Genomic DNA, 23,703 nt, shown 5'->3' on the forward strand with positions numbered 1-23,703 from the left:
GCCAAAAAACATCCATCAAGTAGATGACAAGCGAATCCCAATAAGAAAAAGGGAGGTGCTTCAAAATAGGTGTTATTTAAGTAGCCAACCTACAGATATGCAATTCAGTGCTGAAGGTACTGATGGGTAGATTAAGGTCTATTTCCGTGTTAATTGGTTGAGTAGATAAATGCGAAGCAGATTGGAGTGTATAGTATGGCGCTTTTAAAAGACAGACTCAAAAACGGTGAACAAGTTTTCGGTCCATTCGTAAACCTTTGCCATCCGGCGGTCTTGGAAATAGCGGGTTTAGCAGGATTTGATTTTGCGATCATTGACACAGAACATGGGGAGCTGTCCTCTGATCGGGCTGTTGACATGGTGCGTGCCGCAAAACTCTCCGGGGTTAGTCCGGTAGTCAGAGTCTATGGCAACCAGCCGGAACTTATTGCTAAGGCTTTAGATATTGGTGCAGAGGGAGTGCAAGTTCCTCAGATCGGTAGCAAAGCAGAAGCATTGGCGGCCGTTAAGGCGGCTAAGTTTTCACCCGAAGGGGCACGGGGTTGCAACCGGTATGTAAGAGCGGCAGGTTACTCGGCGTTAGACAAGTTTGCTTATTTTGGCAATGCCAATAAGGAAACTGCCGTAATTCTGCAGGTTGAGGGCAAGGAAGGTATTGAACACTTACCTGAGATTCTTACTGTAGAGGGAATTGATGTGCTGTTTATCGGCCCATATGACCTTTCTGCATCTTTAGGTATACCCGGGCAAGTTGACCATCCGGCTCTTATCGAGGAAATGAAGAAGAATATGGAATTAGCAAGTAAAGCTGGCATCGCAATCGGATTTTTTGTTGATGATGTGGAAAGTGCGGTCAAGTGGAAAAAGTGGGGTATTCAATACATATCCTTCGCCGCTGATGTGGGTCTTTTGTATCAGGCCTTTAGCCAAACCGTAAAAACATTTAAAGAAGGTTAGAGCACTGATTTCCACAACACATTCAAATTAGTTAGACTATGCCAACGCCTTAGGATTCGCTGGCATATAGGGGGGAAAATCATGGAACAAAAATGTCAAGGTGCAAGAAATCTCTGGGCCCAGGTAGACGCTCTGCGTATGGGAATGAATTGGTCTGAAGCCGATATTGAAAAACCTCATATCTTGGTTGATGACGTACTTGGGGAAAGCCATCCAGGTAGTTTTCATCTCGATGTGCTGAGTGACGAAGCTTCTATCGGCATTTATGAGAACGGCGGCAAACCGGCCAAACACCATGTAACCGACATTTGTGATGGCTGGGGGCAAGGGCATGACGGTATGAATTATATATTGGCTTCACGGGAAGCCATTGCTGACATGGTGGAAATTCACGCCTCAGTAATTCCCTGGGATGGGATGATCCTAATCTCCAGCTGTGACAAGGCCGTGCCGGCTCATCTGATTGCCACAGCACGCATGGACATACCGACAATCCATATTCCCGGTGGTTCAATGCGTATCGGCCCGGGAATCTCAACATCCGGCTTAGCAGGTCCGATATCGGCTAAATCGAAAAAGGGCCAGGTTACTAAGGCTGAGATGCGTAACTACAAACTTACCGGCTGTCCGTCCTGCGGCGCCTGTCAATTCATGGGGACAGCAAGTACTATGCAGTGTATGGCCGAAGCTTTAGGTGTAGCTCTTCCAGGCAGCGCTTTGATGCCCGCTACTTTTAGTGAAATTCGCCGTAACGCCCGGTTAGCCGGCAGACAAATCCTGCGCCTGGCTGAACAAGGCATTACAGCGTCCAAAATCCTTACTAAAGACGCTTTCGAAAACGCCATAAAGGTACACGCTGCAATCGGTGGAAGTACCAATGCTTTACTCCATTTACCGGCAGTCGCGCATGAACTGGGGATCACAATTGATCCGGAGATGTTTGACAAGTATAGCCGTGAGATTCCCTATCTGGCCAATGTACAGCCAAGCGGCAAATATGTAACTGAATTATTCTGGTTTGCCGGCGGCATTCCCATGGTGCAGTGGTACATTAAAGACCATCTAAACTTAGATGTGATGACAGTAACAGGCAAAACGTTAGGAGAAAATCTTGAACAACTTCAGGAGGAAGGTTTCTTCGACCGCTGCCATGACCACTTAACAACCTACAACATTCCGGCTGATGAAATTATTCGACCTGTGGAAAAGGCAAAGCAATACGGTTCGATTGCAATCCTCAAAGGCAATATTGCACCAGATGGATCTGTTATTAAATACTCGGCCGTCATCCCGTCCATGCACCAGCATGTGGGTCCGGCAGCCGTATTTAACAGCGAGGAAGATGCCCAAAACGCCATTATTACAGGGAAGATTAAGCCCGGTAATATTGTGTTTATTCGTTACGAAGGACCCAAAGGCTCCGGCATGCCGGAGATGTTCATGACCACAGATGCCATTGTATTTGATGAAACCCTAAATGGAACAGTTGCCCTGGTAACTGACGGCCGTTTTTCGGGAGCAAGCAGGGGACCTTGTGTCGGTCACGTTTCCCCGGAAGCTGTCGAGGGGGGACCGATTGCTTTAGTGGAAAATAATGACCTCATCGAAATCGATATACCTGGCCGTAAGTTAAATATTGTTGGTGTGGCTGGCGAACAGAAAACGCCTGATGAAATCACTAAAATTCTAGCTGAAAGAAAAGAGAAATGGCAGCTTCCTGAACGTAAGCCAAGGAAAGGTATACTGAAAAAATATACCGAAAATGCGGTGTCGGCTATGGCCGGTGCATATATGAAGTAATTAGTAGTCTGCCTGGCAATTGTGACGCAGTTGACGGAGAAAGACGAAATTAATTAATAGCTCAAAAAAACTTTTTTAAAAGGATTGGGAGGCAGAAAGATGCAACAACAGTTTATGCTGGGCAACGAGGCCATCGCCCGGGGCGCAGTGGAGTCCGGAGTCAAGGTGGTAGCAGGGTATCCCGGTACTCCGGCTACAGAGATTGTCGATCATTGTGCAAGCTTCACAGGAGTATACGCCGAGTGGTCTACCAATGAAAAACATGCATTTGAAGTGGCGGCGGCTGGTTCACTTACTAACCAACGCAGCTTGGCTGTTATGAAACATAATGGTACTAATGCTGCTGCAGATTTTTTGATGCATATCAATTTTACCGGGATCAAGGCGGGTATGGTGCTTATTTCAGCTGACGATCCTGGCGGACTTTCTTCTCAGTGTGAAGAAGATACCAGGGTACTCATTCATACCTACGCCCATTTGCCGGTATTTGACCCCTCCAGTGTTCAGGAAGCCTACGAAATGACCAAAGTAGCGTATGAACTTTCAGAGAAAACTGAGCTATTATTCGCACTAAGGCCGGTTATGCGTATTAATCATGCCGGTAGTATGGTTACATATGATGATGAGGCTAAACCCGAGGTAAGAAAGGCGGACTTTGTTGTTGACCGTAGCCGTTATGTTATGTCGGCCGTAGTGGAAAAAGAATTGGGCGGCGAACTTCGCCCGAAAATGCGGCATCGCTGGTTGAACAACAAACAGACCGAGCTTAAGGCGATTATGGAAGAATCAGCCTTTAACTGGGTAGAAGCTGGTGAAGGTGAAGTCGGCTTTATCGGCTGTGGTATCGGCTATGCTTTTCTGAAAGAAGCTGAGCAGATACTTGGCAAGAAGTTGCCGGTTCTAAAGCTTTCTACTTTACCACTGCCTGAGAAAAAAGTGCTTGATTTTGTTAAAGGTTTAAAGAAAGTAGTTGTTTTTGAAGAAGTTGAGCCGGTTGTTGAGACCTTGATTAAAGAGCTGTGCTTTGAAAATAACGTAACTTTAGAGATTCTTGGCAGAGATACCTATCTTCCTAAAGAGGGAGAACTATCTGCCGGTCTGATTGTTACTGCAATTACCAGTGCGCTGGAAGGTAAGCCTTATCCTACGGTAGAACAGGCAACATATATTCCCGCCCGTACCAGAACTCAATGTACTGGTTGCAGCCATCGCGGCCTATTGATTGCGCTTAAAGAAGTTGTCAAGAAAAACGGCGGCGTTGTCACCGGCGATATAGGCTGCCACGATGCCGGAACGTTCGAACCGATGAAGCTGCAGGCGACCATCTACTGTATGGGTTCCTCCATTCCTATGGCTTATGGCATTAAAGCTGCTGGCTTTGATAAACCGACCTACGCGCTGATTGGCGACTCCACGTTCTACCATAATGGATTGACCGGACTGGCCAGTGCTATCTTCAATAATGCAAATGTAACAGTAATTATTGGCTATAATTCCACAACAGCCATGACCGGGTTCCAACCACATCCTGGAAGTTCCAATAATCTGACACAAGATGGCCTGCAACCTATGGATCCTGGGGTAGTGGCCGCTGCAATGGGTGCTAAAGTGTTCCGGTGTAATCCCTATAACGTGGAAGAAACAATCAACGTCATCACCGAGGCTACCGCTCACGCAGGCGTAAAAGTAGTAATAGCTGAAGCGTTATGTTATCTGAAATTTGGCCGGGAAGGCAAAATTTCCTACACACCTCGTACCATAACTGTCGATGAAGAGGTATGTAATGGTTGCAGTATCTGCGTCCGCACCTTCGGTTGCCCGGCAATAACTATTGTTGACAAAAAAGCGTCTATCGACACCAGCAGCTGCAATGGTTGCGCGGTTTGTGTATCTGTATGCAAAAGGGGGGCACTCAAGTGAAATTTGATCTAGTCATTGCCGGTGTTGGCGGCCAAGGAAATATTTTAGCCTCACAGGCTATAGCCAAATGCGCCATGGATGCCGGTTACAATGTTGTAAATACCGAAACAAAAGGCGCCGCCCAACGTGGTGGATCGGTACTCTCTCATGTACGTATCGCTGATGGTGAAATTTTTTCGCCGCTTGTACCTCAGGGCCAGGCCGACATTCTGCTCGGTTTTGAACCGCTTGAGGCGCTACGGTATATCAACATGCTGAATAAGCACGGTAAATACATTATCAACACAGCTCCTGTACCTACTATATTGGCCAATCTCAAGGTTGACGAGTACCCATCCCAGGAACAAATGCTTACTGCCATCCAGGAAAAAGGCTTGAGCGGGTACTTCCTGAATGCTACACAGTCTGCAAAAGATTTGGGAAATGTGTTGCTGACTAATGTCATTATGCTGGGCGCATTCACCTCGATCAGTGACATTTTGTCTGCAGATGCTGTCCTCAATAAGCTGCTGAGCATGGTAAACGAGAAATTCCATGAAGCCGATGTTCAGGCTTTTCAAACTGGTCGTAATCTAATTAAGGCCTAGTAGACTATTATCCTAACGTTAAAGTGATAGAGCTGGGAGGAGTTATAGATATGCAGTTCGAGTTTAACGAAGAACAGAAAATGATGCAAAAAATGGTGCGTGAGTTTGCCGAGAAGGAAGTTGCTCCCGGGGCCGCGGAAAGAGACGAAAAGGAAGAGTTTTCCCGGGAACTATATGATGCAATGGGGGACATGGGGTTGACCGGTATTTGTTTTCCTGAGCAGTATGGCGGCGCTGACGGAGATTACCTTACTTATATCATGGCAGTGGAAGAATTGTCCCGTGCCGACGACAGTGTTGGGGTAACGCTGGCAACCTCCGTTTCTTTGTGCCAGTGGCCTATCTTGGCATATGGTACAGAAGAACAGAAACAAAAGTACCTGGTGCCGCTGGTTGAGGGACAAAAACTGGGCGCTTTCGGCTTAACCGAACCGAATGCCGGGACAGATGCTGCGTCCCAACAAACTGTTGCCGTAGATAACGGCGATCATTATCTGCTGAACGGCAGCAAGATTTTCATAACAAACGGCGGTGAGGCCGAAACCTATGTTGTTTTTGCCATGACCGATAAGTCTAAAGGGGTAAAGGGTATAACTGCCTTTATTCTGGAAAAAGGTATGCCAGGCTTTACTTTTGGTAAAAAAGAGCACAAATTGGGTATTCGTGGTTCGATAACCATGGAGCTCATCTTCCAGGATGTGAAGGTTCCCAAAGAAAACCGTCTGGGTAAAGAGGGCGAAGGCTTTAAAATTGCAATGACTACTCTTGACGGCGGCCGGATTGGTATTGCGGCGCAGGCGCTGGGTATCGCTCAAGCGGCACTTGATCATTCTGTAAAGTATTCTAAAGAACGTATCCAGTTTGGCAAGCCTATTGGCAGTAATCAAGCCATTGCCTTCATGCTGGCCGATATGGCTACTAAAATTGACGCCGCCCGTTTTCTCGTCTATCGCGCGGCCTATCTTAAGGACCAGGGGCAGCCGTTCGCTAAAGAGGCAGCTATGGCGAAAATGTACGCATCAGACATTGCGATGGCTGTTACTATCGACGCCGTGCAAATCTTCGGCGGCTATGGCTATTCCCGGGAATACCCTGTGGAGCGTCTCATGCGTAATGCCAAGATTACTCAGATTTATGAAGGAACCAATCAGGTGCAGCGCATAGTTATTTCGAGTGCTCTCCTGAGGTAAGTGATATCGAGCCCCACATCTAATTCCAGGAGGATAAGAAATGGAAATAGTTGTCTGTGTCAAGCAGGTGCCTGATACAACTGAAGTTAAGATTGATCCCCAGACGAACACACTTATCCGGCAAGGCGTTCCCAGTATTGTCAACCCATTTGACAAAAATGCGGTAGAGGCTGCTTTGCAACTCAAAGAGAAGCATGGTGGACGGATAACTGTGATTAGCATGGGGCCGCCCCAGGCAAGTGATGCCTTAAAAGAGTGTCTGGCGATGGGCGCAGATGAGGCTGTACTTATCAGTGACCGTGCTTTTGGCGGCGCGGATACTCTCGCGACCAGCTATACACTGGCTGCGGCTATCCGTAAATTAGGGCAGGTAGATTTAATCATTTGCGGCAAACAGGCTATTGACGGTGATACTGCCCAGGTTGGACCTGAAATTGCAGAACATCTAAACTTACCACAAGTTACTTATGTAGCTAAGATAGCGGTAGAGGGAGACAAAGCCAGGGTAGAGCGTGAGCACGAGGAAGGTTATGAGGTTATAGAGGCGCAATTGCCCCTCGTGGCTACTGTAGTAAAATCCATCAATGAGCCGCGTTTTCCTACTGTAAAAGGCACTATGAAGGCTAACCGTAAGCAGATACCGGTTTGGACGGTCAATGATTTGTCTGTTGAACCGGAGAAACTTGGCCTTAAGGGTTCTCCGACCCAAGTCCGACGTATCTTTACCCCCAAGCAGCGCACCCAAGGTGAAATTATTCAGAAGGATACTGCCAGGGAAGCAGTTGCTACGCTTATCGAAAAACTAACCGACGCTAAGATCGTCTGACAGGGGGGAAACGTATGGCAGTAAATGTAACCATTGAATGTATGGGCTGTGGCGCGTGTGTCGCCACTTGCCCGTTCGGCGCAATCGTAATGGAGAATGATAAAGCGCTTATTACTGAAGCTTGCACCGCTTGTGGCGCCTGTATAGATTCATGTCCGGCCGGAGCGATCATCCGCGACGATGCGGGCGAGTCCAAGGCAGTTGTCGATACTGCTTCCTACAAAGGCGTCTGGGTATACATGGAGGTTTATAATGGCCAACTGCGCGGCGTAGGGCATGAGCTGCTTGGCGAAGGAAGAAAACTGGCTGATGCTATGGGCCAGGAGTTGGCGGCCGTTCTAATCGGAGACGGTGTTGCAACTTTGGCACAAGAAGCGTTCGCCAGCGGAGCGGAAAATGTTTATCTGGTAGAAGGGCCAGAGTATAAGCATTATAGTACAGATGCTTATACGATTGCCGTTGCTGATCTGATTAACCAGTATAAACCGGCGGTCATTCTGATTGGAGCCACTAATGACGGCCGCGATCTCGGAGCAAGGGTTGCGTGCCGAATTGGTACAGGGCTGACAGCCGATTGCACTAGTCTTGGAATTGATGAACAGACCGGTCTTGTTGCCTGGACACGTCCGGCATTTGGCGGTAACATCATGGCGACTATTCTTTGTCCTGAGCACCGTCCCCAAATGGGTACTGTTCGTCCCAAGGTGTTTAAACGTCCGGAACAGGATTTTAGCCGCACTGGACAGGTGATTCGTGTACAGAGCAAGGTTAAAGAGAACGATATCCGAACTAAGTTTATTGAACTCATCAATGTATGTACTGCAGCCTGCAACCTGGAAGAAGCAGATATCATTGTTTCCGGCGGCAGGGGCATGTGCAAGCCTGAAAACTTTGCGCTTATTGAAGAGTTGGCTAACGTTCTCGGCGGGGCTGTAGGTGCATCACGCGCTGCCGTTGATGCTGGCTGGAAGCCAGCCATCCATCAGGTAGGGCAGACAGGCAAAACAGTCGGACCCAAAATTTATATCGCTTGTGGTATTTCCGGAGCTATTCAACATTTGGCAGGGATGTCTTCTTCTGACATAATTATTGCTATCAATAAAGACCCGGACGCGCCAATTTTCAAGGCCGCAGACTTCGGAATTGTCGGTGATGCCCTGGAAGTGTTGCCGGTATTAACTGAAGAACTCAGGAAAATTAAAAATCAATAGAGGTGTATACCAGTGGTACAAGATATTAAGTTTGCTGACCTCAAGATTGGCGATAAAGCCAGCATGTCTAAAACGGTTACCGAGTATGATGTGTATACCTTTGCCGGTGTGACCGGAGATTTTAATCCTGTCCACGTTGATGCCGAGTTTGCTAAAAACACCATGTTTAAGGAAAGAATTGCCCATGGCATGTTATCAGCAGGGTTTATCTCGGCGGTAATTGGCACGTCATTGCCTGGCGCCAACTCTATCTATATGGGTCAGGAACTTTCGTTCAAAGCGCCAGTTAAAATTGGTGATACTGTGACCGCCACTGTCGAGGTCATTGAGAAAATCGAGGCTAAACACCGTGTCATTTTGCGGACCACAGTAACTAACCAAGACGGAGTAGTCGTTGTCGATGGCAAGGCTACTATGCTGAAAAAATAGAGCAGGCAGGCATTGGATGCATTAAAGAGTCGCTAATGCTGGATATATAGACTGCGAAATATTCGATGTTCGTTGTTGTACTAAGCAATTTATGGCCCTTATTTCAAGTTAAATAAGGGCCCTTTTCAATAAAAAAGCCGTGTGTCACAATGTATTGTATAAATATTAATGAAAATGGGAGGGTACATTTATGCCTTTAATGACTCCTGAACAATATGAGGAAAGCCTGCGTCAGCTAAATTTTAAGGTTTATTTACAGGGAGAACTGGTAACAAATCCGGTGGATCATGCAATTATCCGTCCTTCGATGAATTCTGTAAAAATGACCTATGCTTTGGCAATTGATCCGCAATACGAAGAGCTCACGACAGCTACGTCGCATATTACCGGGAAAAAAGTCAGCCGGTTTACACACTTGCATCAAAGCACCGACGACTTAGTTAAAAAAGTTAAAATGCAGCGCCTGCTTGGTCAGAAGACGGCCGCCTGTTTCCAACGCTGTGTAGGCATGGATGCTATGAACGCCGTTGACAGCGTTACTTTCGAAATGGATCAGAAGTTAGCAACAAAGTACCACGAGCGGTTTATCAACTTTCTAACCCGCGTTCAGGAAGAAGACTGGACTGTGGACGGCGCTATGACTGATCCCAAGGGTGATCGTAGTCTGTCCCCCAGCAAGCAAGCCGATCCCGATCTTTTTGTACATGTCGTGGAAAGACGTGCTGACGGTATTGTCGTTAGCGGGGCTAAAGCTCACCAGACCGGTGCCCTTAATTCTCACTGGATTTTAGTAATGCCTACTATATCAATGAGTAAAGAAGATGCTGATTATGCGGTATCCTTCGTAACGCCTGCAGATGCTGACGGGATATTCTATATTTATGGACGTCAATCCTGCGACACCCGAAAACTGGAAGGCGGCAGTATTGATGTCGGCAACAGTCAGTTTGGTGGACACGAAGTGCTGATGGTGTTTGATAATGTCTTTATTCCCTGGGAAAACGTGTTCATGTGCGGTGAATATGAATTTAGCGGCGCGTTGGTAGAACGGTTTGCGGGGTACCACCGTCAAAGTTATGGTGGTTGTAAAGTCGGAGTGGGTGACGTGTTAATCGGCGCCGTTGCTTTAGCAACAGAATACAGTGGCGCAAACAAAGCATCCCATGTTAAGGATAAACTTATTGAAATGATTCATTTGAACGAGACGCTGTACTGCTGCGGCATTGCGTGCTCGGCAGAGGGTTACCGGACAGCTTCCGGCACCTATTTAATTGACTTGTTGTTAGCTAATGTCTGTAAACAGAATGTGACCCGTTTTCCCTATGAGATTGCCCGACTGGCAGAAGATCTTGCCGGTGGCTTAATGGTAACGATGCCTTCAGAAAAAGACCTGCGTCATCCGGAAATAGGCAAGGTCGTGGAAAAGTATCTCCGTGGGGTTGCCTCTGTGCCAACCGAGCATCGTATGCGCGTATTGCGGTTGATTGAGAATATCACACTTGGCACTGCGGCGGTAGGGTATCGGACTGAATCCATGCATGGCGCCGGTTCGCCGCAAGCTCAGCGTATTGTAATTTCCCGCCAGGGAAACCTTGAGCAAAAGAAAGAACTGGCAAAAGCGATTGCCGGTATAAAAAATGACTGATGTAATCTATAACAAAATTAAAGAAGTTTTGATCTCGAAGGTACGCCCTGTACTGAATGAGCATCAAGGCGATATTGAGCTGCTTGAAGTGACGCAAGATGGCTTTGTTAAAGTTCGGCTGATGGGGGCGTGCAGTACGTGTCCGGGGGCTCAGCAGACTTTAGCTGAGGTTGTTGAAACCGCTATCAGGGAAGTTTATCCGGAGATCAAGGGTCTGGTTCCCGTATACGAGGCTAGTGAAGAACTCATCAATTTAGCGTTAAAGCTGATACGTAAAGAAAAATAGTAACAATCGAGTAAAGAGGTGTTGTTATGCAGGAAGTTGTAATTGCCAGCGCAGTCCGAACAGCAATCGGGAGCTTCAACGGTTCCTTGTCTGCTCTATCAGCCGCTGAATTGGGGAGCATTGTCATCAAAGCTGCTATGGAACGGGCTGGGATAACCGGAGAAGCCGTTGACGAAGTGATTATGGGTAACGTATTGCAGGCAGGATTAGGCCAGAATCCTGCCCGGCAGGCGGCAGTCAAGGCTGGAATTCCTGTGCAAGTACCGTCATATACGATTAACAAGGTTTGCGGCTCAGGCTTAAAGGCAGTTAACCTTGCCGCTCAGGCAATCATGCTCGGTGATGCCGATCTTCAGGTGGTTGGTGGCACCGAGAGTATGAGCAATGCCCCGTATCTTTTGGAGAGTAAGGCGCGCTGGGGATATAGAATGGGCAACGCTAAGCTCGTTGATGTGATGATCACTGATGGCCTTTGGTGCGCGTTTAATGATTACCACATGGGGATTACCGCAGAAAATGTGGCAGCCAAGTATGGTATAACCCGCGAAGCACAGGACCAACTGGCATTTGAATCCCAGGAGAAAGCGGCCAAAGCAATTGCTGCCGGCGCCTTTAAAGAAGAAATAGTCCCTGTCACCATCAAGGGAAAAAAGGGTGATGTGGTGTTCGAAACCGACGAGTATCCCAAACAGGGAGCTACTCTGGAGGCGCTGAGTTGTCTAAAAACCGCTTTTCAAAAGGACGGAACAGTCACAGCCGGCAATGCCTCTGGTATTAATGACGGGGCGGCGGCATTAGTAGTAATGTCCGGCGAAAAAGCAAAAGAGTTGGGTATCAAACCATTGGCTAGAATTATTGGGTATGGGGCAGGTGGGGTAGATCCATCGGTTATGGGTATTGGGCCTGTTCCGGCAGTTCGCCAGGCGCTAAGCAGAGCTGGCTTGTCGATCACCGATATTGATTTGTTTGAGGCCAATGAGGCGTTTGCCGCTCAGTTTTTGGCCGTCGGCAGAGAATTAGGGCTTCCCCATGATAAGGTAAATGTCAACGGGGGGGCCATTGCGCTTGGTCATCCGATCGGAGCCAGCGGTGCTCGAATCCTGGTAACGCTGCTGCATGCTATGAAACAGCAAAACGCCAGACGTGGCTTGGCAACCCTATGCATCGGGGGCGGCCAAGGTATTGCGACAATTATCGAACAACTGTAGCGGAATCATGCAAAATACCTACTGGGGAGGCTTGGCAAGTGGAATTTAGGAGTGTTTTAGTTATCGGTGCAGGCCAGATGGGCGCAGGTATAGCTCAGGTTATGGCGCAAAATGGCCTGGAAGTTAATATCCGGGATATTAAGGAAGAATATGTGCAAAAAGGAATTACCGGAATTGAAAAGAACTTAAATAAGAGTGTCGATAAAGGGAAAGTGACACTAGAAGAAAAGAATGCAATTATGAGCAGGATCCATGGATTTGTCGAGCTTGATGCTGATAGCTGCAAAGTCGACCTGGTGGTGGAAGCTGCTGTAGAAAACCTGGACATAAAGAAGGAAATCTTTAAAAGCCTGGATAAGCTCTGTCCAGAGCACACCATCTTTGCCAGCAACACCTCATCATTACCGATTACGGCTTTGGCTGCATTGACAAGCAGGCCTGAACAATTTATTGGTATGCATTTTTTTAATCCGGCGCCGGTGATGAAGCTGATCGAAATTATTAACGGGTTGGCGACCAGTAAAGAGACTTTTGGTGCTATTTACGCACTGGCTGAAAAACTGGGAAAAACACCTGTTAAGGTTGCAGATTTCCCCGGGTTTGTCGGCAATCGTATTATGATGCTGATGATTAATGAAGCTGTGTGCACTCTCATGGAGGGAGTAGCCAGCGCCGAAGACATTGATAATGTAGCCAAGCTTGGTTTTAATCACCCCCTGGGACCGCTGGCTCTCTCAGACCTGGTCGGTAATGACACTGTTCTTGCTATTATGGAAGTGCTTTATGAAGGGTATCGCGACCCTAAGTACCGCCCTTGCCCGTTGCTAAGAAAAATGGTTCATGCCGGATATCTTGGCCGTAAGACTGGTCGGGGATTTTATGACTATTCCAAACAGTAACTAAGTGGCACTGGAGGAATTCTGATGATAACTGAATATACCAACCTGATTTATGAAGCGACAAATGGTATTGGGATTATAACCATCAACCGTCCGAAAGCACTTAATGCCCTCAATCTGGCTACGCTGACAGAACTGAATCATTTAGTTGATCATATTGCTAACGATAACTCCATTCGTGTTGTTATTGTTACAGGCAGCGGAGAAAAAGCATTTGTTGCCGGGGCAGATATTACCGAGATGCAGAATTTGTCTGCCATCGAGGGGCGGGCATTTGGTACATTCGGACAAGCGGTATTCAATAAACTTGAGAACCTGCCGCAGCCAGTAATTGCCGCCATAAACGGTTTTGCCCTGGGTGGCGGCTGTGAGTTGACGCTGGCATGTGATATTCGAATCGCCGCAGACAATGCGAAGTTTGGCCAGCCCGAAGTATCGTTAGGGATTCCGGCCGGCTTTGGCGGGACACAGCGTCTGCCACGTTTGGTGGGAAAAGGGCAGGCTCAAGAGCTATTATTGACTGGAGATATTATTGATGCGGCAGAGGCTTACCGTATCGGTTTAGTAAACAAAGTTGTACCCCCCGGGGAGCTTCTGCCTGCTGCGCGGGCTATGGCTGAAAAAATTCTGGGGCGTGCACAGGTTGCAGTAACATTGTCTAAAGCAGCGGTAAACAGAGGTCTTGATGCACCGCTAGGTGTAGGGTTGGCGTATGAAGCCGAGGTATTTGGATTATGCTTTGCTACGGCTGACCAAAAAGAAGGGATGAAGGCCTTTAGCGAAAAGCGTAAAGCGAATTTTTCAGGTAAATGAAACAGAGGTTAGATGATCAAGCGCAGTCTCGCGACAAAAAGCGGATAAGTATACGATTTTGTGGCGGCTGTAACCCGCAGATTGACCGGGGAGTTATTGCCGGGCAGCTTCGGGCATCGCTTACCGGGCGTGGATATGAGGTTGTCTTCAATCAGTATGATGCTGATGTGATTATATATTTAAGTGGCTGCACGGCAGATTGCGCAAATCGCTATAGTCAGGACATTGGCAATACCCCTTGCATAATAATAAACGGCAATAATGTCAATTCAACAGTTGTAAAGGACTGTGAATTAGCAGCTTATGCTGCGGACAAGGTTTTAAATTATTTATCCGATGACTAACCCGCTCTAAGACTCCCATCTTCTACAAGTGGGAGTTAAGAGCGGCTAAGTCCCTGGATAAGGGCGACTAACCTTCAGATGGGGTTAAAACCCCACCTGAAGCTAAGTCTACTTTATAACATCAATAAATCTAACCTTTGAACCCCCGGGCAATTTTTGAGCGGGGGTTCAAAGGTCATAATTTTTACTAGCAGAGCTAATTTTTGGAGCAAAAAAAATAAATTAACCTATACAAATTTTATTTCAAATGTGGTAATATGTAGGCGGAGCACGACTAAGCCCAACAAGATAGCTGGTATTCAATGGAAACCAGACTGATGGGTATCGTTAGCTCTGAATAAAAATCGACTTATATCCTAAGGGAATAAGAACGGAGGTAATGAGAAATGGGAATGGGAAAAACAGAAGCGTTACGTACCACAAGTAGATTTGGTGTACGGCAGATTGCCATCATTGGAATGTTATCAGCTATATCAATTATTTTAGGTCTTTCCGGGTACGGATTTATTCCGCTGCCTACGGCTAAGGCGACAATTATGCAGATTCCTGTTATTATTGGTGCTATTTTGGAAGGGCCAGCTGTTGGCGCAATGATTGGCTTACTCTTCGGGTTGTTCAGCATTGTGCAAAGCCTAACTGCACCTAACATTCTTTCTTTTGCCTTCATCAACCCATTGGTTTCAGTGCTGCCCCGGGTACTTATCGGTATTACGGCCTATTATGCATATAAATGGACTTGGGCTAAGCATGAAGGAGTGCGGATTGGTGTAGGAGCTGTGGTTGGTTCGCTTACTAATACGTTTGGCGTGCTGACTATGATTTACGTTTTATATGCTGCTCAGTTTGCCGAAGTGCGGGGCATTGATTTAGCGGCAACTGCTAAGGTGATTTACGGTATAGCCTTAGTCAACGGGGTTCCGGAGGCAATCATTGCCACAGCCATAAGTGTGCCAATTGTGACGGCCATTAAGAAACGGTATAAGAATTGATACACTGTTGTTGCAAGAATATATAGTGAGATGATAAGCGCCCAATAACCTGTTATTTTGCAGGTTATTGGGCGCTTTTTTTGATTGGCTGCCTTGCTGATCTTTTTTAAGGTATTTCACCAGATTACTGTACTGTTACCCACAGGTCGGTCGCTCTGTCGGTTTCGCTGGTGTTGGGGATAACCTGGAGCTTGCCTTTACCTGGTTTTTTCGCCACAAAGACGACTTGACCAGTACCGGTGTCGCCCTCCTGCTGCATTATATCACCCAAAAAGTATTCTCCGCCTGATGTAAAGCGAGTATTTTTTGTGAGGCCGGCGGCTGGTACAAGGATGAGTTTTTGCCCTACGGTTAGCACGATATTATTAGCTGAGAGTTGTACCGGACCGGTATCGCCATAATTATATGTGACTCTGTATTCTTGAGTATCTGTCGTTTGTTTAGGTGGCGTAGTACCCTGGGGATCAACAGGAGTCATGTTAGTACATCCACTGAAAAGTAAGCTTACTAACAGCAACAATAGAGCAGCGTGTATAATTTTGGTGCGAAAGATAGTTTTCATCACAACCTCCTAGTCGTATTGTTATTATTATTATGAGGAATTTGCCGTTATTTATCCGAAATTAAAGTACTGCTAATCATCATTTTTAATGAGTTTTTTTACAAGTATAGCTACAAATTGGGCAGACTATTAGTCATAATACGGAGGTGGTAGCTATGTTATTAAGCTGGATGATGATGAAGATGATGGACCCCATGGCTGATGAGGCTATGGCTAAAATGCTTACCGAAGACTATCCCGATAACCCGTTTTTGATGGTGACAGTAGCCGAAAAACTGTCGCCACGCGCAATTATGGAGGCGGCCATGCGGGCCGAACTGGGCAAAGAATTGACCCGGCCATTAGGCAGTCCGGTTGTGTTGTCGCCCTGGGATAAAATACTGCTTAACCCCAGGCAGCTATTTCAATTGCCTTACCCGGACTATACGCAGATTGATACCAAAACAGTGATTGGCCCTACTGCCAAACGGCCCTTACAGTTAGATATCCCCATCATGATTACCGGCATGTCTTATGGCGGCTCTTTGAGTCTTCTCATGAAAATGGCCGTTGCCAAAGGCGCGGCGATGGCAGGAACCTCAACCAATACCGGTGAGTCGGCTGTTACTAATGAAGAACGCGACTCCGCCAAATATCTGATAGGTCAGTATCACCGGGGCGGGCAGTTGAGCGGCCCGGAACAGCTTAGCCGGCTGGATGCGATTGAGATTCAATTAGGGCAAGGGGCTTGGGGCGGGGCTGTCGATGAGCCGATGCCTGCTGATAAAATCGGACGGCACTTAAGAAAAGCCTGGCATTTGCAGGAAGGGCAGGGTAACACGGTCTACGCCCGGATGCCTGGCAAACAAACCCCTCAAGACTATATAAATATGGTTAACTCGATGAAAGAGCAGTATGATGTGCCAATAGGAGTAAAAATAGCCGGCACTGATTACATTGAATATGAGCTTGCGGTTATTGCTCAAACACAGGCCGATTATATTGTCGTTGATGGATCGGAAGGCGGCACGGCATCGTCAAACCCGACGCTGCAAGACAATGTAGGACTACCCACTTTCCATACACTTGTGAGGACCGTAGATTGGCTGGAGGACAATCAGCTGCGCGACCGCTTTAGCGTTATTGCCACAGGCGGCCTGACAACCCCGGGACATTTCCTGAAAGCCCTGGCGCTAGGGGCTGACGCCGTATACATCGGCACCATTGCCCTGATGGCGGCGATGCAGAGCCAGGTGGCCAAAACGCTGCCCCAGGCGCCGCCATCCCAGCTGGCGTTGTATACCGGAAAAATGACAGATAAACTTGATGTTAACAAGGCGGCAAAGCATCTGGCTAATTTTTTAACTTCCTGCACTGTCGAAATGCAGCTCGCCGCTCAGGCTGTCGGCAAGCAGGCGTTAAGAGATCTGGAGCGCAGCGACCTGGTGACAGTGGAAAGAGACATGGCCGAGTTTGCCGGCATCCGTTACGCCGGCAGTCACAGGCAGTATCAGGGGGCTGGGGCTATGCAGGAGCAGCACTATCAGCCGCAGGACCTGCCGTTGCACTAACCGTTGTGCGTGCCAGTTCGTCCGATGACTAACCCGCTCTAAGACTCCCAACTTCTACAAGTGGGAGTTAAGAGCGGCTAAGTCCCTGGATAAGGGCGACTAACCTTCAGATGGGGTTAAAACCCCACCTGAAGCTAAGTCTACTTTATAAGTTGTTAATGAAGATTTTTTCCTGACAGGCATTTTTTACCTTCGCCGCAATAGCTTTATAGTAGTTGCTTTAAAGTTAGGCAGGAGGGATGCATGTGGGAATTCCGCAAGTCATATCAGTGGGGACAGCAGTGCCGTCTTATTGCCTGCGTCAAGAGGATATAAAAGGTTTTGTTGCATCACTGTTTCGCGACAATCTCCATAATCTTGAGCGGCTGTTACCCGTGTTTGAGAATAGTTTAATCAAAGCCAGACATCTGTCCCAACCGCTTGAATGGTATGCCAAGCCGCATACCTTTGCTGAAGCAAATAGAATATACGAACAGGTTGCTTTTGAACTTGCGGAGCAGGCATCAACCCAGGCCATTGAGCGGTCCGGAATCGGGCTGGCTGATATCGGTATGATTATTTTTGTTTCATCAACCGGAATCGCGACGCCGACCCTGGATGCCAGGCTTATTCAGACACTAGGTTTGCCGCCTGACACCGCCCGTCTGCCGGTATGGGGGCTGGGCTGTGCCGGTGGAGTGACCGGAATTGCCAGGGCGGCTCAATTTAGCTATTCGCTTCAAGGGAAGGCTGTTTTGCTGGTCGCAGTTGAATTATGCAGCTTAACCTTCCAACGCGGCGACTATTCGAAAGCCAATCTTGTGGGTACGAGTCTTTTTGCCGATGGGGCTGCAGCTGCTGTCATTGCACCCGGTGGCTACGGGCCGGCTATCATTGACAGCTATAGCACCTTATTTCCTGATACTGAAGACATTATGGGCTGGGATATTGTAGAAGGAGGACTGCAAGTGAGGTTTTCACGGGATATACCCAGTATTATTCGAAGGTATTTACCAGAACTAACCGGGTGCTTGTGCAACCGACATGATGTTCAGCTTGATGCCATTGAGCATTATGTTGTACACCCCGGTGGTGCAAAAGTTCTCGGCGCATATGCTGAAAGCCTCAATTTACCTCAAGATAAGTTGAATGATGCCTATGCTGTGCTGGCGAGGTATGGCAATATGTCGAGCGTATCGGTGTTATTTGTTCTGGAACGGTTTATGGCAACCGTTAAGCCCTCTGACCGTTACGGGCTGATGTTGGCCTTAGGGCCGGGCTTCAGCGCCGAACAGGTGCTGTTGAGATGGTAGAGTGGCCAATTACCGTTATGGCTGTGGTTATTGTTGGTCAGCGGCTTGTCGAACTGCTGCTGGCTCAAAGTAATCGCCGCTGGGCGTTGGCCCGTGGTGCACAGGAATATGGAGCAAGACATTACTGGCTATTTTTTATCCTCCACGCTGGCTGGCTAGCCGGTTGGATTACCGAAGGCCGGGCGGCAGGTGCTATATCTGCCGTCTGGCCAGTTTGGTTAGGTCTGTTTATTTGTGCGCAATTACTTAGGTACTGGTGCATTATCAGTCTGGGGCGCTGTTGGAATACCCGGATTTTGGTTATTCCCGGACAGCAGTATGTCCAGCGAGGGCCTTACCGTTTGATCAGGCATCCTAACTATTTAGCAGTAGCCACAGAACTGGTGGCGGTGCCGTTACTCTTCGGTGCCGTAAAAACGGCGGCTATTGCTACAGTATGCAATGCTGCCCTGCTTCTCTTTATTCGCATTCCTGAAGAAGAAAGAGCCTTGGAACGATTATGCGGTCTGGAGGTGGACAGGCACTAAGGAATTTTGGGACAGGCTCCGGTTACGAAAAACCCCCGCTAGCCCTGCAATCGCAGTAAGCTAGCGGGGGTTAATCATTATGGGCTGAAATCGGCACAGAGGATATACTGATTCTTTGTGCTGTCCCGGAAAGCAATAGAATAGGTAATGCAAGGCTTACCGTTGGCCAACGACATATATGGTTCAGTCATATATGTCTCCAGACCAGCCTGAACAAACAGGCAATAGTCTTTTAGGGATTGATCTGTTCCACTTCTATCGGCTTGAAAGATACCGGCGGTTTGTCCGTTGGCCGAACCAGGCACCCCAATACTGTCGGTAATTTGAGTCCCGGCTATGTTCAGTACATATAAGTATTGAATAAGCGGCGTGTTGAGCACTACTTGCTGCAGCGTACTTTCGAATTGGTCGGGGGTCGTTTTACTCAATTGCGTCAGCACATCAAGCAACAGCGTATGATAATCATTTTTCTTGCAGTAGTCATTGGTGATTTTCCTGAGTTTAGAATGTCTGAAACTGGCTGACACGTGATTCAGCTTTTTGTTGAAACATAGGGGGCATACCACCTCTAGTGGCTGCGGCTTGGAGAAATAATATCCCTGCAGCAAGTCTGCTCCGAATTCTAAGCTGGCTAATGCCTCGGCTTCTGTCTCGACCCCCTCGGCGATAACCAGCGAGCCAGTTTTTTTTGCCATATAGACGAGAGCTTTAAATAATTCTTGCTTATAATAGTCTGTATCTAATTCGCTGATCAACCAGCGGTCAATTTTAATGATATCAGGTCGTACATGAAAAATACGGTCTAAGTTAGAATGTCCGTTTCCTAGATCATCCAGTGCAATCAGGAACCCCAATTCCTTGTGTTTACCAACAAAGCTTTTTAACGCTCCGATATCACAAACCTTGGACTCGATAATTTCAATAACCACTGAGGCGGGATTGTACCCGAACCGTTGGACGCAGCTAATCAGGTTACCTGATCCTACTACTCCCTTATCAATGATGGCGGTATCGAAATTGATAAATAGGAGCGTGCGTTCATTAAGTGTTGAGAGCGGCTTATAGTTTTCTAACGCTTTCTCCCGGCAGATTCTATCTAATTCTACCAACTTATTAGTCGCTTCGGCTACAGAAAATAAGGTGTGTGGGGCGATGAGCTCCTGAGTACACGGATGTATGCCGCGGGAGAGGGCTTCGTATCCTATGATTGCATGCTGCTTGACTGAAACAATTGGTTGAAACCACGTAGCAATAGATTTATTTTTCAGTATTTTATCTAGATCTATTTGGCCTGCTGCGCTACTCACAAGTATCATCCTTTCTAACAGGATAACAAAAAGCTCCTAGCACAATGTTGTGCTAGGAGGTCATCGTTGAACCTTCTATTACGTGATGTCAGTATACGTTTCTGTTAGCTGCTTTGTCAAGGACTTATGCAAAAGCCGGGGTTAAATGGGGCCTACTCTCACTTTATTCCATGCTGCCGTCGTAAATCACATAGGCATTCTTCTTAGATTTGGCCTGGTACATAGCCATATCAGCCTTTTTTAGTAACTCGGTTGCGTTAGTACCTTGCTGCGGGTAGAAAGCCACTCCGATACTGGCGGTGGGATGGAGTGTTATCGCCTGTACTTCGACCGGCACAAAAACCACTTCAAAGAGCTTATCCAGGACAGGAATAATCTCTTTATCTGTAATGTTTCTAAAGAACAGAGCAAATTCATCCCCGCCAAAACGTGCGCCAAAAGCAATCTCATGATCTAACAGTGATTTGATACGGGTCCCGATAACGGCAAGAAGTTCGTCGCCTACATCATGCCCGTAGCGATCATTCACTTGTTTAAACTCATCAATATCAAAGAAAACGACTGAACCAGTGTTGTTGTTTAACCAGGCAGCGCTTAGTTCTTTTGCCAAAGCTGACTGAAAAGCATATCTGTTGGCTAACCCTGTAAGATTATCCTCGTAAGCCAATTGTCTGATCCTAAGGTTTTTTTCTGCTAATAATGCATTTTTTTCAGCGAGTTCAAGGACTTGTTTGCGTAGTTGTTTTTCTGTCAAGATAATTTTCCGGAACGTAATACATCCCACAAAAAGGAAAATTGTGATTGCAATAAAGGAAAACATGAACACGTTTTGTTTTGAGCTCTGGGCGATTGCTGCCACATTAACCGTTTTTTGCGAAACATCGTTCTGATGGTAATCAACAATCGTTTTCATGCTGTCATTTACGCGTTCGAGATAAATCAGGCTTGTACTCAAAGCGTCCTGGGCAGTGACCGGGTCATTGTTCTTGTCAGCCTCGAGCGTTTTTAAAACCAACTGTTTATAATCACCCCAGTTTTTTTGCACATAACTATATAAAACCATCTCGTCCGAATCTCTATTAAAGGCGAGTAACTGTTCAGTTTCAATCTCTCTGATTTGATCTAGTAATTGTTTGGTAAAATGCAGCTTTTTCTCTTGGGAATCGGCTAGCATAAACTTCCATAGCAGCAAAGGAACTTTATTTATTTTAGTTTGGATTTCAACAACTTTGCGGGATTGCTTTATATGGTGGTTCTGTACTATTTCAATATTGCTCTCAACTTTTGATAACTCAGCCGTAAAAAAGCGTTGAGAATAAAGAATGATACTAATTACGCTGCAGAATAGTATTAGAAGTATAATTTTGCTGGATTTCAAGAAAGATAACCTCCTTGTACGGCTTTCGGATTAAGCCCTTTTCGTTATAACTTAACAATATCCCTGCCAACAAAACACGGAGTTAGATATAATGTCGATATTTGATCATAGTAAAATAAAGGAAAAGTAATTTGTCATAACGAATCAGAGCCATAATTCTCTTTAAAGGGGAGATTATGGCTCTGATTCGTTATGAAGCTTCTAGGGATGGGGAGGTTTAACATTAATGTTCAATGTTGAATTAGTCGACTTAACAGAAGATCGGTTTGAAGAAGCACTGAACGTGTTTAGCATAGGCGGTTGGGAAGAAGCGAGTTTGCTATATGTAAAAGCCGAAATGAAGGCATTCCTAAACGGCGATATTGATGGCTATATTCGGGCGAGATTTATTGTTGCAATCGTTAATGGCGAGGTGATCGGGGTAGCCGCGTGGGCTCCGTCAATGTGCGGTTTTGCGGTGTATGAATTGTCCTGGGCCACTGTAGTACCCAAATGGCGGCACCTTGGTATTAATGCGCTGATGCTACAGGAACGTATACGCAAAATAAGAAGACATCACGATACAGGAAAGTTTAATGTAATTGTTTGTACATGGGATAATCCTATGTACACCCGCGCCGGTTTTGCACCAATGCAGACTCCGGACAGAAATGCTGAAGATCGTAAAGATAAATGCTTGCTGCTGGCTCAATTCGAACCTGCTATTGTAGGGGAATATTACGATTGAATTAAGTAAAAAGCAGGTGTAAAATTAATATACATATCGGGCTAAAGCATCTGAGGGAGTTGATATCTTGAAAATTTACAATTTGGGCATCTTAATTGAACCCAAAGCAGCCTGCATTGAGGCCGATATAATCAATGAAATATTTCAGCAAATTGAAAAGGACGGGCAGGAATTAATTATCTGCCAGGTTAGCACAACTGTGCCGCACCAGGTGATTACCCAAGCCAACATGTCGCTTTTTCCGGCCTGTTTGACCACAGGAACACAAAGAATGGCTTTTGAGTTATCCCTGCCGACCAAGAAGGATTTGGGAAGACGTTGGTTTCTCAAACGTTTAGAAGGGGAAAATAAGAGTAGCTACCTACTGATAGCTACTACTGATGTATCGGTTATTCATGTTGAGGTGATCTGAGAATTAGTAATGCTTACAAGAAGTTGACTTGTCCATTGGAAAACGATTTTATCCGGGCGAGCGACTCAACCCGGTAACCCGCCTCAGTTAACTTCTGCGCACCAGGCTGGAAAGACTTCTCAATCACAATACCTATACCAACGACTTTGGCATTGGCCTGCTCAACTATGTTCGCTAAGCCGGCCGCTGCTTCGCCGTTGGCTAAAAAGTCATCAATAATGAGCACGCTGTCGTCTTTTTGCAAAAACTGTCTGGATACAATGATATTGTTGCTTTCGCCCTTAGTATAGGAATAAACTTTAGCAGTGTACACATCATCACTTGCTACCTTTGGCTTTCTCTTCCGGGCGAAAACGACCGGTACATGAAGAATCAGTCCGGTCATAACCGAAACGGCGATGCCTGAGGATTCAATTGTTAATATTTTCGTAATGCGTTCGCCTTTAAAACGGTTAACAAATTCCTCTCCAATTTTCATCATAAGCTCAGGATCAATCTGTTGGTTTAAAAAAGAGTCGACTTTTAGCAAAGAATTATTCAAAATCAGACCGTCAGTCTGAATTCTTTGTTTTAATAAATCCATGATAGCCTCCTGTGTTATTTGGGCATGGCCAGAAAATGTAAAGAAAACACGGCTTGCGCCGAGCCTTAGCGAAAGCGGAAGCCGATGTTGCCCTTATCCAGGCGGAAAGTTATACTTTCAAACAGGGAGTCTGCTTAAAAAATGAATAAAAATGAGCTATTTTCGTTCATATGGCAGAGAAAATCGGCATAAAGTCTTTGTTTCAAACAAATGGTGGCATATTGCTCGTCCCAAAACCTACATTGTAGCTCTTAACGGTTC

General features: G+C 46.6%; 24 protein-coding genes. 20 read left to right on the forward strand and 4 right to left on the reverse strand.

Translation table 11 applies throughout. The features are described 5' to 3' along the window. Positions 1–195 precede the first annotated feature (195 nt). The 15 genes from VN447_RS21650 to VN447_RS21720 all read left to right on the forward strand — a co-directional run bounded on the left by VN447_RS21650 (position 196) and on the right by VN447_RS21720 (position 15,104). The gene (locus VN447_RS21650; protein ID WP_325528249.1) at positions 196–957 is read left to right on the forward strand and encodes an HpcH/HpaI aldolase family protein; all 762 of its coding nucleotides are present in this window, start codon (positions 196–198) and stop codon (positions 955–957) included. Between the two features lie 81 nt (positions 958–1,038). Beyond that, positions 1,039–2,757: a dihydroxy-acid dehydratase gene (gene ilvD, locus VN447_RS21655; protein WP_325528251.1), complete on the forward strand. Its 1,719-nt coding sequence runs from the start codon at positions 1,039–1,041 to the stop codon at positions 2,755–2,757. Positions 2,758–2,856: 99 nt separating this feature from the next. Beyond that, the gene (locus tag VN447_RS21660) at positions 2,857–4,677 is read left to right on the forward strand and encodes a thiamine pyrophosphate-dependent enzyme (RefSeq protein WP_325528253.1); all 1,821 of its coding nucleotides are present in this window, start codon (positions 2,857–2,859) and stop codon (positions 4,675–4,677) included. Further along, the gene (locus VN447_RS21665; protein WP_325528255.1) at positions 4,674–5,264 is read left to right on the forward strand and encodes an indolepyruvate oxidoreductase subunit beta; all 591 of its coding nucleotides are present in this window, start codon (positions 4,674–4,676) and stop codon (positions 5,262–5,264) included. The genes VN447_RS21660 and VN447_RS21665 overlap by 4 nt, the downstream gene beginning before the upstream one ends. 50 nt (positions 5,265–5,314) lie before the next feature. After that, on the forward strand, positions 5,315–6,454 hold the full coding sequence (locus tag VN447_RS21670; RefSeq protein WP_325528257.1) for an acyl-CoA dehydrogenase: 1,140 nt from the start codon (positions 5,315–5,317) through the stop codon (positions 6,452–6,454). Between the two features lie 40 nt (positions 6,455–6,494). Further along, on the forward strand, positions 6,495–7,280 hold the full coding sequence (locus VN447_RS21675) for an electron transfer flavoprotein subunit beta/FixA family protein (protein ID WP_325528259.1): 786 nt from the start codon (positions 6,495–6,497) through the stop codon (positions 7,278–7,280). A 14-nt stretch (positions 7,281–7,294) separates the two neighbouring features. Next, positions 7,295–8,491 carry an electron transfer flavoprotein subunit alpha gene (locus tag VN447_RS21680; protein ID WP_325528261.1) on the forward strand — a complete coding sequence of 399 codons (1,197 nt, stop codon included), beginning with the start codon at positions 7,295–7,297 and terminating at the stop codon, positions 8,489–8,491. Between the two features lie 6 nt (positions 8,492–8,497). Beyond that, positions 8,498–8,920: a MaoC family dehydratase gene (locus VN447_RS21685; RefSeq protein WP_414714936.1), complete on the forward strand. Its 423-nt coding sequence runs from the start codon at positions 8,498–8,500 to the stop codon at positions 8,918–8,920. Positions 8,921–9,110: 190 nt separating this feature from the next. Continuing rightward, complete coding sequence (locus VN447_RS21690) at positions 9,111–10,565, forward strand: 4-hydroxyphenylacetate 3-hydroxylase family protein (protein ID WP_325528265.1); 1,455 nt, start codon at positions 9,111–9,113, stop codon at positions 10,563–10,565. Next, a complete protein-coding gene (locus VN447_RS21695) occupies positions 10,558–10,851 on the forward strand; it encodes a NifU family protein (RefSeq protein ID WP_325528267.1) in 294 nt (97 codons plus the stop codon). Before VN447_RS21690 ends, VN447_RS21695 begins: the two co-directional genes overlap by 8 nt. Positions 10,852–10,877: 26 nt before the next feature. Beyond that, positions 10,878–12,059 carry an acetyl-CoA C-acetyltransferase gene (locus VN447_RS21700; RefSeq protein ID WP_325528269.1) on the forward strand — a complete coding sequence of 394 codons (1,182 nt, stop codon included), beginning with the start codon at positions 10,878–10,880 and terminating at the stop codon, positions 12,057–12,059. Between the two features lie 38 nt (positions 12,060–12,097). Next, the gene (locus VN447_RS21705; protein ID WP_325528271.1) at positions 12,098–12,958 is read left to right on the forward strand and encodes a 3-hydroxybutyryl-CoA dehydrogenase; all 861 of its coding nucleotides are present in this window, start codon (positions 12,098–12,100) and stop codon (positions 12,956–12,958) included. 27 nt (positions 12,959–12,985) lie between these two features. Beyond that, complete coding sequence (locus VN447_RS21710; RefSeq protein WP_325528301.1) at positions 12,986–13,771, forward strand: enoyl-CoA hydratase-related protein; 786 nt, start codon at positions 12,986–12,988, stop codon at positions 13,769–13,771. Then, on the forward strand, positions 13,768–14,115 hold the full coding sequence (locus VN447_RS21715; protein ID WP_325528273.1) for a hypothetical protein: 348 nt from the start codon (positions 13,768–13,770) through the stop codon (positions 14,113–14,115). The genes VN447_RS21710 and VN447_RS21715 overlap by 4 nt, the downstream gene beginning before the upstream one ends. A 386-nt stretch (positions 14,116–14,501) precedes the next feature. Next, a complete protein-coding gene (locus tag VN447_RS21720) occupies positions 14,502–15,104 on the forward strand; it encodes an ECF transporter S component (RefSeq protein WP_325528275.1) in 603 nt (200 codons plus the stop codon). 124 nt (positions 15,105–15,228) lie between these two features. On the opposite strand, the gene VN447_RS21725 is transcribed toward VN447_RS21720, so the two are convergent. After that, a complete protein-coding gene (locus tag VN447_RS21725; protein WP_325528278.1) occupies positions 15,229–15,666 on the reverse strand; it encodes a hypothetical protein in 438 nt (145 codons plus the stop codon). 155 nt (positions 15,667–15,821) lie between these two features. On the opposite strand from VN447_RS21725, the gene VN447_RS21730 reads away from it, so the two are divergent. The 3 genes from VN447_RS21730 (at position 15,822) to VN447_RS21740 (ending at position 19,035) form a co-directional block, all read left to right on the forward strand. After that, positions 15,822–17,216 (forward strand): FMN-binding glutamate synthase family protein, encoded by a 1,395-nt coding sequence (locus tag VN447_RS21730; protein ID WP_325528281.1) that lies wholly within the window; start codon positions 15,822–15,824, stop codon positions 17,214–17,216. Between the two features lie 239 nt (positions 17,217–17,455). Next, entirely contained in the window at positions 17,456–18,508 is a 1,053-nt protein-coding gene (locus VN447_RS21735; protein ID WP_325528284.1) for a type III polyketide synthase, read from the forward strand. Next, positions 18,502–19,035, forward strand: coding sequence for an isoprenylcysteine carboxyl methyltransferase family protein (locus tag VN447_RS21740; protein ID WP_325528286.1), 534 nt, complete (start codon positions 18,502–18,504; stop codon positions 19,033–19,035). Before VN447_RS21735 ends, VN447_RS21740 begins: the two co-directional genes overlap by 7 nt. Positions 19,036–19,112: 77 nt before the next feature. On the opposite strand, the gene VN447_RS21745 is transcribed toward VN447_RS21740, so the two are convergent. Further along, positions 19,113–20,342: an EAL domain-containing protein gene (locus VN447_RS21745; protein WP_325528288.1), complete on the reverse strand. Its 1,230-nt coding sequence runs from the start codon at positions 20,340–20,342 to the stop codon at positions 19,113–19,115. A gap of 163 nt (positions 20,343–20,505) precedes the next feature. Continuing rightward, positions 20,506–21,720 carry a diguanylate cyclase domain-containing protein gene (locus tag VN447_RS21750; RefSeq protein WP_325528290.1) on the reverse strand — a complete coding sequence of 405 codons (1,215 nt, stop codon included), beginning with the start codon at positions 21,718–21,720 and terminating at the stop codon, positions 20,506–20,508. A gap of 226 nt (positions 21,721–21,946) precedes the next feature. Between VN447_RS21750 and VN447_RS21755 the strand changes: the two genes are divergently transcribed. Continuing rightward, positions 21,947–22,447: a GNAT family N-acetyltransferase gene (locus tag VN447_RS21755; protein ID WP_325528293.1), complete on the forward strand. Its 501-nt coding sequence runs from the start codon at positions 21,947–21,949 to the stop codon at positions 22,445–22,447. Positions 22,448–22,514: 67 nt separating this feature from the next. Next, entirely contained in the window at positions 22,515–22,859 is a 345-nt protein-coding gene (locus VN447_RS21760) for a hypothetical protein (RefSeq protein ID WP_325528295.1), read from the forward strand. 13 nt (positions 22,860–22,872) lie between these two features. On the opposite strand, the gene VN447_RS21765 is transcribed toward VN447_RS21760, so the two are convergent. After that, positions 22,873–23,442, reverse strand: coding sequence for a xanthine phosphoribosyltransferase (locus VN447_RS21765; RefSeq protein WP_325528297.1), 570 nt, complete (start codon positions 23,440–23,442; stop codon positions 22,873–22,875). Positions 23,443–23,703 lie beyond the last annotated feature (261 nt).

It is taken from the genome of Sporomusa sp. (assembly GCF_035561155.1).
Lineage (GTDB): Bacteria > Bacillota > Negativicutes > Sporomusales > Sporomusaceae > Sporomusa.